The sequence below is a fragment of the Domibacillus aminovorans genome (assembly GCF_001643235.1).
Classification (GTDB): Bacteria; Bacillota; Bacilli; order Bacillales; family Domibacillaceae; genus Domibacillus; species Domibacillus aminovorans.
The window spans coordinates 1-11,372 of record NZ_LQWY01000035.1 but is presented as its reverse complement, the minus strand read 5'-3'; the positions used below and the strand labels follow the sequence as shown (position 1 = coordinate 11,372).

Sequence of the window (11,372 nt, the reverse complement as noted above, 5' to 3'; positions counted from 1 at the left end):
TTACTGTCTAATTTCATTGTTATAACAGTCCTTATGTTTATTAAGACTGATTGTACATCATTCGAAAATGATTGACAAGAAATACCTTTAGGCTATCGCCTACCCGACATTCATCTCCCCCTTATCATTGGGCTTCGCACTTCACACGATTGAAGAGGGAGTCTTCTGTCGGAAAATGATAAACCAGCAATACTTGTTATTGCTACAACACCTATTCCGCTAAATACCCATTCTCTATTTTCTAGCAACCAGTTCAAAAATAACAGTCCCCCCATAATTTGTTACCTTTAATAGTAAAGGGGCTGTATAAAATTGTCTATAGCATTACTCATCTACATTTTTATATCTAACTAATGGGTATTTCTCAGAGAACATTTTCTTTTGACCGCATTCAGTGCATTCATGCTCAAAAGGTTTCTGCTCAGCTGACCAATCATTTTTCCCATTCGGTAACAACTCTCCTTCGCCACATGTATCACAAATATATTTAACACCACATGGCTGAACTTCAAAGGTTTGTTCCATAATTAATTCTCCTTTTTCGCAAAATAAAAAAGCCTTTATCAATGGCTTCTAAAAGATTTATTCACTTAATCAACAGTTTGTTCCTACTTCAGTTTAACAATTCCATACCCGGCCCCTGTCATAGTAAACAGGACCCCTTCTGTGTCAGATGTATCATTTAAAAGTGTGAAGTTTTCACCTTGTAAGAAAGACACAGCCTTTCCTATATCATCCGGCATTGGCTTGTTTTCACCAACTACCGTTTGAAGATAGTCAACATATACATACGTATCCTTTTTGTCTCTGACCGTTGTTATTAACGTAGCCGCTCCCACAACATCCGGTGATACGTAGTTTCGAAACCCTGCAAAATTAAGGTAAGATCCGGCTTCTAGTATGATCCCTTCAAGTACGATAGGGTAACTTTTCTTCGTGTTCCGCATATCCCACGTGTACGGGGAATTTGCAAGGCGGGCAGCGTTTTTACTGCTCGTTTTATCAACGATGTACCCCATTGCAAACCCGTATTTTTTATTTCCGTTTGCATCATACAACCAATCAACATAATGATTTGGTGGAATGCTTGGATTTTTATAATCAGAAACACTAAATAAAAGAGACGTGTTGTAGGACGTTAAGTCTACTTCTGTACTAAAATCAATTCCGCTTTTAGGTAAAACACCAGGTACGTGCCGTTTTACTGTATGCCCCGCTAAACTGAGCACCCCAGCTTGTAAAAATCCGCATCTCCCTAAAGACGCTTTTTTGTGTGTATACAGCGAGTTGGACGTGCTGCAATCTAACCCTTTGGAATAGGTAAAGGTGTTAGAAATAGTAATTTCAGGCGCAATGTTCCCTGCTGCATAGGATTGACCTATGTTCGCTTGTGCATAGTCGATAATCGCTTTATAATCCATAATGTCGTATTTCTCTTTGACCACTAATTCTTTTCCGTAATACGTGCCATCGACCACAATCTTTTTTCCGTCCAAGATGTATTCAACCGTAATGTTATTTACAGATGGATACAGCTGTGGTGAAGCTGTCTGCGTTGTGATATTAACGGCAGTTGTGCTTGTCGCGCCGGATACGTGTGTTAAATTGGCAACCGGGTTCACTTTCGGCGCGTTGACAATTCCGTCCACTACTGTATACGGGCAACCAAACGTCAAGATGTTTCCGTTAATTTTCAGTAGCGTGAATGTTGTTGTCCCATCTGTCCAGGTGCTCCCTATATCCACTGAGGTTTTTCCATGTGCCGCCATTGTAATCTCAGAAATACTAGTTCGCCCATGATTTGCGCCCACAGTTCCGGTATTTGTACGGACCGGCGTAATGTCGTCCCCGTTTAGATGGAATTCATCAGCACCCACGCGTGTATTAGCAAAATTAAATGTTCCATTTTTTGATCCATTCCTAACCGTATTAATTTGAATCTCGCCCGAAGCACCGAAAGGGCTATATAATACGTAGCTTTCTCCAGCCTTTACGACTTTCACATCATAGTCACTGGGTACCCCTGTCTCAATTGCCGTTATTACCTCATTAATTTGGGTAGGTGTTAGCTTTAGATCATCAAAATGGTAGACATGCGGCTCATACGTAGCTGGTAAAGTATTCCCTTGTACCATCATTACATTTGTCCCATTTGCTGCTGTTGTCAGATAAGAGAACCGAATGTAACCGTCTGCTGTAGGCGTAAAAGTGTAAGGGGCTGATTGGCTACCGTCTACCCCCGATACATACACGTGTTCTAAATCGTAATACACGAATTTTCTAGCTGCACTTATGATGTAGGGCAGGTTGGCTTTTACAAAAATATATTCACTCGTCCGATAGTTTACCAATGCTGTTTCTACCCCGTTTGTATGAGTGAGGAACACGTCAGGTGTAGCGTTTAGCACGCTATACATGTTCACCCCAGCACGGACAAATGACGTGTTTTCCGGGGCTACAGCTTTTAACTTTAATTTGGTTTTGTCTACGCTGTCCCGCTTCACTTCTGTCTCAATATAAGGATTCACAACGTAGCGAAACGGCTTAAATCCTTTATAGTTTGAGCTCTCCACAATGATCGCGCTATGCATGGTATCTTTCCGTACAGGGACCCGAATAAAGCCGTCTACAGCAGGAGTGATGTCTAGTGTTACGACGACAGTACCTCCACCAAAGGGCATAGTCGTAAATGTTTTATTCGTGTCGTATAAGCATATCCGACCTAGTACAGCGCCAAAGCCGCCTATTTTAATCGGCACACCGGCCTTTACTGCCACGTATTCGGACGTGGCAAACGTGGCATCAGCAAAATTATTGCCTGCTGTATCCAAACGTACGCCATCCGTTACATTTTGAGGGTTAAAAAGATTTGTTTTTTCCATTTCAATGAAGTCGGTTTGTTTATACCCGACACTTTTATCCGCAATCCCTTGCGCTTGATATAATCCCCGATCTGCCCACGACGTGCCATCCCACGAATAAATGTGACCGTTTGCTGTTACGAGATAGACACCTTGTGAACCTGTTGGAAAGGCGGTTTGTAAAGCCGCTAAAGTCGCAAATACATCCTTCGGGGAACCATCAAGCGCATTTGCAACTTCTTCTTTCGACGCTTTTTGTTCATCCATTTGGACCAACTGTTGAGTAAGGGCAGCCACGGGACCCGGTGTTAATTCCCGAATATATTCCCATGAACCGTTCAAATATCGATACACTTTTCCATCATCTAATGTCTGAGTTTCGTCCCCGTGAATAGGTGTCGGATAGGTTGTTGCGATTGCGGCAAAATTGGCGACCGGCATAAGTGGATTTGTTTTTGCCAAGTCAGCTGCTTCAAGAGCAGTTTCTTTCGCTTGATCTGCTTCTGCCGCTTTTTGGAGTGCATAGTTTGCTGCATCATTAGTCGCACTCGTTAAATCAGCGATCTCGACAAACAATTCTTGCAGCAAGGGCATCCCCTGTCCACCTTCAAAAGATGGCCCTAATGAATCCCCAACATAAAGCTTCATCCGCCTTGTAGACAAGCGATTATCGTTATACAAAAACTGCAATGAGATTTCTGCCGTGCCTGGCACGCTCATTTCGTCTGTTCCAAGCGTATATTCAATCACATTACCTGCCGCGGTTAATAACCGAGTTACAACTTGCCCATCCGGTCGTTTGTAGTTAACTGTGATATTTGTGACATTGCTTAAATCAGCACCAATTCCGTTATCTTTAATGATAAATTCAAGAGTATTCGTATCGTATTGGGTAAAATGCGGATAAGGGACAATTGAGTTTCGTCTCAGATCGATGGTGATTTGTTGCTTATTCACTACATCCATTTTTCTATCACCTTCCTATACGTAGTACATGCGAAAATCAAATTTAATTAAAAAATCAGCCGCTCCTGTGATTTGGAAATCATTCCATCCAGGTAACAAGCTGATGACGTTTTTATTTGTTTCTTTAAAGATCGATACATCATTTTTAAAGGACCGCACACCATCGAGAAGTATAATATCCGCCGATGACGCGGTACCTGACCAGCTCCACTCATCGCCTGTTGTTAAATTACGAATGATAGGATTTATAAGCATTCCCTGTAGCTCGATACGGATTTCTTTATTTTCCGGTTCGATCGTTATGTCCGAATCATTAAAAACAGAAAAAGTAGTTTGGTCAAATATATATTGAACAGGCGGATCTGAAGTATCAATTTCCCCTTCTCCAGCCTGGTAATAGTGCAAGTCAGGTTCAAGCGTCAGAGTGGTACCAGGTGCTTCTGCGAAGACGCTGCACATCCGTAATTCAACAGTTGTTGAAGTTAAGTGAACTCCTATGTCTGTCCAGTCTGGCTGATTGTTTAACACAACACGATAACGACGCATTGTGTCATTTTTGAACATGACATAAAACTCTTCCTTCCGTGCAAAAAGACGACGAAAAATCACCTTTAGTTCCTTTATCTTTTTGTGTGACGTCGATCGCATCGCAATCTCAGCTGAAATGACCCGAGTTGTATATCTCGACCCCAAATAAACTTCGCCGTCCATCCAATCCACTTGTTCTGTTTTATGTTCTAAAGCAGGGGACGGGATCGGTGCTCGCAACACCCGCATCCCATAATCATTAATGTCAATACGTTCATTTTCTGTGATGATGATCATTTTGATTTCATCCCCCTTGCGGTGAGATTCTTCTGTGTACGCCAAGACAATTCACTGTCAACGATATCTACCATGTTCATTGCATCTTGTTCACTTCCACTACCATAATAATTCAACACAATTTTTGGTGTAATGGTTGACGAATAGTCATAGCTATTACCGCCGCCGAATCCAGATGCAGAAGAAAATGCAGCAGATGGAATATCCGGTACCGGTACAACTCCTGTAAAAAGGCTGCTGATTTCGGCCATTTTTTCAATAAGTGGCGATTTGATTTTATTGAGTCCCCCGATTAAACCGGCACCAAAATACGCCGATACTTCACGATCCGCTTTTCGTGAAGGTGATTTTATTTCAAGGTCTTTCTTCATCGTATTGACCATGATCCCCGAAATTTCGTTCATTTTCTTGGACAATGGGCCTGTCATGCCAGCCATACCGTCAATCAATCCTTGTATTGCATTTTTACCGATGTCCACCATTTGCGCACCGAAAGGATTAAACTCTCCGACTGCACCAGTTCGTATTTCATTCATTTTCTTCACAAACGTCGCATTCATCTCATCCAGTTCAATTTCAGCATCACGGTGCAAAGCTTCGATTTCTTTCAACGTGTCTAATTTCAAGCCCGCCATCTCTTCAACAGCCTGGTTACGCGCTATATTTGACTTCTCACTCCAAAGCGATTGGAATTGATCAAGCTGCGTGTCCGTCATATCGACAAGTGCCTTGATATACGGTAACGCCTGCGGTCCCATGTCCTGAAGTTCTGCAAGCAGATCATCATTTATACCACGCAAACCTAAATGATCAAGATTGCTCGCCCAGTTATTTAATGCCCACACTTGCGACTGTAAATTGTCTACGAGAGTTTGCGGATCAATCTCTTCTGGTTTTGCCACCTCATCGAAAAGACCAGCAAACCCAGCAATTGTTTTCGCACGATCATCAACCGCTCGTTTATACTCGTCGTTTAACCGCTTCTCTTCATCTATCACTCTCTGATTGACATCTTTCACTTTCGCAAGATAGTCATCTTTCAATGTTTTCAACTCATTGTTAAGTAGCACCTTTGCGGCATTCATCTTGCGTTCGGCCTCGAACCACTCTTCTGAATTTTTCTTATAATAACGCATCGATTCGCGGTATATCTTGATTTCCTCAATAAGCGATAGTTTACCCGCTTCTTTTTTTCTGGCCACATACGCATCAATTTCCTGCAACTGCTTCTGTTGTCCTGCTTTTTGTAATTCTGCGACTTGATCATTAAGCGCTTTTTCTGCAGCCACTTCTTTTTTATCGTAATCCTCACGCAATTTCCAAACCGCTTCTTTTTCTTTTTGTGTGAGATCCCTTTTTGCTTTCGTAGCTTTATCCTTAATCGCTTTAATTTTCGCTTCTCGTTCTTTTTCTAACGCAATCATTTGAGCCATGTGTACTTTTTCTAAACGAACAATTTCGGCATTTTCACCTTTAGAAGCTTTATTTGCAAGGTACGTGACATCCTTTGCGTATTGTGGACGGTTATCGATAGTCGGTACTACTGGTGCTTTTTCATGTGTAGACAACGCATTTTTTCCGATACCGATATTCGCTTGTGCTCCATACTTGATCACTTGACCAATCTGGATTAAGTCTTTATTTTTAATGTTATTCAATTTGACTAGCTGATCGACTGTTGTTTTAAACGATTTCGCGATCTTAGAAAGTGTATCCCCTGCTTTGACGACATACGTTAAGTCTCCGATGCCAGCAGCGTATTGTGGAACGTTGTCAAGCAATCCCGTTCTCATGACTTCTTTTGTTTTTTCATGCGGCAAAACTTTCGTACCGCGCGGCAAGTCTGTGAGAACATTCTTGCCCTTAAACATACCAAACTTGCCGCCCGGAAATTGAATAAGTTCTGGCCCATTTCCGTCATTTACAGTAGCCAAACCACCCGGATGAAAGTTAGTCCCGTTTTTATACCAGTTATGCGATCGCCACCAACTTAGTGCACCTTCAATGGATTTGTATCGCCCCTGAATGTAGCGAATTCCATAAGCTATGTTATTAACAGGATCAAACGGATCACCCTTGTAGTTAAAATGTTTAAGCTGCATCAATCCTTTAGCTGTTCCATCAGATGTAGGGGCGCCGACAGCCCTTGGATTCCCGCTGGATTCCTTATTAATGATCCAAGCAAGCCCATCCATCCAATTAGCACCTGATACACCAGCTTTAGCCATACCTGCACTAATCCAGTTACTCAGACTTCCGCTAATTTTACCTCCACCAACCCCAAGACTGTCCGGATTGATCGCCTTGCCATTTTTACGTATTTCAAAGTGCACATGTGGTCCAGTACTGTCGCCTGTGGAACCGACAAGCCCGATCGTTTGTCCTTTCGCTACTGTATCGCCAACTTTTACAAGATTGGCGCTATTGTGTCCGTATAAATATTGCATTCCACCGCCAGCATCGACAATGATTGCATTGCCATATCCGCCGCGCGGACCGGAAAAACTTACCTTTCCTCCTGTTTGAGATGGAATCGCCGTTCCTGTCGGTGCGGCCCAGTCAACGCCGGCATGTAATTTTCCCCAACGCTGTCCAAACCCACTTGTCCTTGTATATGGAGGTGAGGGGAAAGCAAATCCGTCGCCAAGATCAAAGGTGAAAAACTCTGCTATTTTATCTTGCAAGTATTGTGCTGTGGAACTTAAAGCTGTTTTTCCTACTTCAACACCGATTTCAAGTGGCGCTCCCCCAATTTCCGGAAGCTTATCCATCATTCCACCCGCTGCCTTTTTAATCATAGCAACTGGATCACCGAGCATTGACAGCCAATCCATCATACCGACGCCGTCTTTGTAGTGCGGAACGCTGTTTATTTTCATAACTTCTTTTGTTTTTTCACCGGACAACACCTTCGACCCGCGTGGCAAATCCAAGAGAACATTTCTATCACTGAACATACCGAGCTTACCGTTTGGAGTCTGAATGATTTCTTTGTAGTTACTACCCACTCCATCATTGACGAGAGCAAGGCCACCCGGGTGGCCATCTGTTCCTTTTGCATACTTAGTCGGTTTCGGCCATTCCGGGATAGTTTTCCCGATTTTGAGAGCTCCCATGACAGTGTTAAGTCCTCTAATCGGGCCATTAATAATTAAATCAGCGTAGTCTAACATCTTACCGACAAGAGATCTCATGTCGCCCTTAACATCACTCCATATTTTGCCGACACCTTTTTTGAAACCTTCCCACTTTTTAAGTCCTGCATCAACCAAATCTCCGGTCCACTTCGTAAAGTTTTTATATGATTGTTTCGCATCCGAAGAAACTTTTTCGCTGATTTCTTTCGACTTACCTACCACAAACGTTTTAATAGCTTCCCAATCTTCGGCGTTCTTCTTCTTAATTTCTGCATCGCGTCTTTTCTTTTCCTCTTGCATCTCTTTCCATTTAGTCGAAACAGTATTTTTAACATTTTCGACGATCTCACCGGTTTTCTTACTGATTTTTTCCCATTCTTCTTTGTTTTGCTTTTGGGCTTCAGCATTATCAGCTTTAAATTGATCAACCATAGATCGCCATTTTGATTTGACTTGACCTGTCGTCCAGTCCACTTGAGCGACATGTTCGCCAGCCTGAGCTTTCGCTTCTTTGACGACATTGGTATGCATTTCTTCTGCATTTTTCACCGTACCATTGCGTTGATTCTCTGCTTCTGTAATCATTTTTTTAGCTTGATCAGCAGTAATAGATCCCGTTTCATCACGCAATCGAATGATTTCGGCAATGGTTTGGTTATATTGATCATTGGCTTCTTTAACAGTCTCATTTTTTTGTTTAACAGAATTGGCCACAACTTCCGCCGCCTGCTGTGCAGATATTTTAGACGCTTCTGCTTTCAAACGCTCAAGAATCACCTTTTGCTCAGTTTCAGACTTTGATAGAGTGGCGACGGCGGTAACGCGCATATCATCTTCTATTTTTGCGATTTCTGCTTTTTCAGCTTCAGTGATACCGCGTTTATTATTTACAGAAGTCGCTAGGATTTCCTCAATACGTTTCTGACCTTCCAATACAGCCTTCGCTTGATCTTCTTGCTTTTTCTTCTCTTTTGTAAGTATTTCAGCTTCTTCTTTTTCGCTAAGAGCTTTAGAGTCTGCAAAATACTTTGTCGTTTTCTCTATTTGCTTTGCATGCTGTTTGTCCATTTCGGCCAGGATCATGTCAGTCATTTGTTTATGTGTTTCCGTAATTTCCGTTGCTTCTTCTGCCGTCACGGTACCGACACCGATCATCGATTTCTTTGCTTCTGATTCCAGATCAAGATAGCCCTGAACCGCTTTTTGCGTGGCTTCTGAAACTTTTTCACCGAAGATATCAACCTCAATCGTTGGTTTTTTCATTTCTTTAGCCAACAGATAGGCGCCTACTCCAACCGCCGCCAATCCTGCAACTACCAGTCCGACCGGTCCAGTCAATATAGTGAAGGCCGTCGCCAAGGCGCCGATAGCCGGAGTAGCCGCTGTTGCGCCACCTACAACAACACCGATTGCTCCTGAAACGGTTCCGATAGCTGTAAACACAGCTCCGAGAGAACTAGCTAACACACCTGCGCCAATTAAAACAGGCCCGATAGCCGCTGCCGCTGCCGATAATCCAATCACCCAATTTTGAGAAGCAGGCGACATTCCTTCAAATTTATCCACCAATTCTTTGATATATTTGCTACCTTTTTCAAGCGTTGGAATAAACTTAGTGCCTAAACTAATAGCTGCAGATTCAAGGCTCCCACCCAACTCATCCATTGCACCCTTTAAATTGTCTTTCATCTTTTTAGCCGTTTCAGCCGATGCACCTGCTGAGTTTTCCAACGACTTTGTCATACTGTCAATTTTTTCGGGGCCTTCTTCCATTAAGGTTAAGAATCCTGATGCGGCTTCTGTACCAACCAGCTGCGAAAGCGTGGCTAATTTTTGAACTTGAGTTTGACCTTCTAACGCTTCGGTTATGTTTGCTATTAAACCGGATAACCCGACAAAATTACCTTCTGCATCCTCAACGGTGATTCCCATTGCGGTCATCATTTTTGATGTTTGTTCAGCCGGTTTTAAAAGAGCAATAAGCCCACCACGTAAGGTTGTACCGGCCTGCTCACCTTTCATCCCCGCATCACTCATAAGTCCCGTTGCTGCTGCTAATTCTTCAATTGATATCCCTAACGAATTAGCAATCGGTGCCGCATATTTAAATGCATATTGCAAATCGGTAATATCCGCTGCTGATTGGTTTGCAGATTGAGCTAAAATATCGGCAACCCGTGAAGCTTCACCCGCTTCTAAGCCAAAAGAATTTAATGCAGCGGCCACTACATCAGCCGTTTGTGCCATGTCTGCACCGCTTGCCTCCGCTGCTGAAATAACCCCTGGCATTGCTCCAATGATCTCATTCACTTCAAATCCCATTGCAGCCATGTTTTCCATTCCCACGGCCACTTCAGAAGCAGATTTTGACGTATTAGCTCCTAATTCAAGTGCTACTTTTGATAATCCTTCCATCTCGCTGCCGGTCGCACCTGCAATGGCGCCGACTCGATCCATTTGCGATTCAAAATCCATAGCCATTTTTGAAGCAGCAACACCGATGCCAACGATCGGCGCTGTAACTTTCATGGAGAGATCTTTCCCAACGCTTGTCATACCTGCGCCGATCCTACTCAGTCTTTCGCCTGTTTCTGTCGCACTAATACCTGCGTTTCTCCAGCTGTTTTGTGCATCAGCAAGCTGTTGGTTTACATCTCTAAGCGCCGCTTCTGTATTTCGCATAGCTGCAACTGAGTTGTTATACCGAATCGCTAGATTTTGAGCCTCTCTGCTATTCTCACCACTCGCTTGCCTCACACGATTATACTCTTCACGCAATCTACGTGCGTGTGCTTGCTGTAGTGTTAACGTACCGTTCAGCTGAGTGGTCCTCGCCCGCATACCCTCGATCGTGTTGGCGTAATTATTATTGCCCGCTGCACCGACTCTAAATTCACTGTTTAGACCTCGTATCCGACGGTTGATATTTTGTAGACCCTGCGTAAAATCTGCTGAATCTAAACCTATACTGACACGTAATGCCCCAAGTTCTTCTGCCATTTACCTCACCGTCCTTCCGTTAGAAGATGGCGTCAATCTCCGCATCCGTGGCCATACGCACACCCGGTTCTTTCTCTTCCATCAGCTCAAAAAAGAAGTGAATGTCCATCTGATCTATCTCATGAAGTTTCCAGCCGCCCTTCATCAGATTCCGATACGCCTTCTTTATTCTTTCGTACGCCTCTTTTGGCGTTGTTACTTTCCCTTGTCCTCTTCTTTATTCGTCTTCGTTTCTTTTTTCACACCGTTTACAAACCCAACAAACTCCCAGATTGTATCATTCACATCAGGTGCATTAATACCTTCCCAAAACTCATCAACTGAAAATTGATTGCCGTATGCCTCGCAGATTAAGCTGATAACTTTATCCGTATTGTCTGGATCGTTTGTAGGAAATTCTTCATTTTTCTGCATTTCCAAGAGTTTTCTGTAAACCAAACCCGATACGAATGTCGGCGTGCTATAAATCTTTTCTTTTCCGTCTTTTTGTAAAGTAAATTTCATTTTTTATTCCTCCGCTTCATTTTTAAAAGTAAACAATTGAACCACCCGCCACTTAGAACTCTTACGAGTTGCTTGAAGT

Annotated in this window: 6 protein-coding genes; all 6 read right to left on the bottom strand. The window is 43.0% G+C overall.

Going from position 1 to position 11,372, the window contains the following annotated elements; genetic code table 11:
- Positions 1 to 324 precede the first annotated feature (324 nt).
- Positions 325 to 525, bottom strand: a complete 201-nt coding sequence (locus AWH49_RS12335; protein WP_063965966.1) for a hypothetical protein — start codon at positions 523 to 525, stop codon at positions 325 to 327.
- Positions 526 to 608: 83 nt separating this feature from the next.
- Positions 609 to 3,827 (bottom strand): BppU family phage baseplate upper protein, encoded by a 3,219-nt coding sequence (locus AWH49_RS12330; RefSeq protein WP_063965965.1) that lies wholly within the window; start codon positions 3,825 to 3,827, stop codon positions 609 to 611.
- Positions 3,828 to 3,842: 15 nt separating this feature from the next.
- Complete coding sequence (locus AWH49_RS12325) at positions 3,843 to 4,652, bottom strand: phage tail domain-containing protein (RefSeq protein WP_063965964.1); 810 nt, start codon at positions 4,650 to 4,652, stop codon at positions 3,843 to 3,845.
- Positions 4,649 to 10,789: a phage tail tape measure protein gene (locus AWH49_RS12320; RefSeq protein WP_063965963.1), complete on the bottom strand. Its 6,141-nt coding sequence runs from the start codon at positions 10,787 to 10,789 to the stop codon at positions 4,649 to 4,651. The genes AWH49_RS12325 and AWH49_RS12320 overlap by 4 nt, the downstream gene beginning before the upstream one ends.
- Positions 10,790 to 10,808: 19 nt before the next feature.
- Entirely contained in the window at positions 10,809 to 10,934 is a 126-nt protein-coding gene (locus tag AWH49_RS20990) for a hypothetical protein (protein ID WP_280512829.1), read from the bottom strand.
- 50 nt (positions 10,935 to 10,984) lie between these two features.
- Positions 10,985 to 11,293, bottom strand: coding sequence for a phage tail assembly chaperone G (gene gpG / locus AWH49_RS12315; RefSeq protein WP_063965962.1), 309 nt, complete (start codon positions 11,291 to 11,293; stop codon positions 10,985 to 10,987).
- Positions 11,294 to 11,372 lie beyond the last annotated feature (79 nt).

Coding starts and splice junctions, on each gene's coding strand:
- AWH49_RS20990 (WP_280512829.1), bottom strand. CDS start 10,934: ATGAAGGGCGGCTGGAAACTTCATGAGATAGATCAGATGGACATTCAC.
- AWH49_RS12335 (WP_063965966.1), bottom strand. CDS start 525: ATGGAACAAACCTTTGAAGTTCAGCCATGTGGTGTTAAATATATTTGT.
- gpG (WP_063965962.1), bottom strand. CDS start 11,293: ATGAAATTTACTTTACAAAAAGACGGAAAAGAAAAGATTTATAGCACG.
- AWH49_RS12320 (WP_063965963.1), bottom strand. CDS start 10,789: ATGGCAGAAGAACTTGGGGCATTACGTGTCAGTATAGGTTTAGATTCA.
- AWH49_RS12325 (WP_063965964.1), bottom strand. CDS start 4,652: ATGATCATCATCACAGAAAATGAACGTATTGACATTAATGATTATGGG.
- AWH49_RS12330 (WP_063965965.1), bottom strand. CDS start 3,827: ATGGATGTAGTGAATAAGCAACAAATCACCATCGATCTGAGACGAAAC.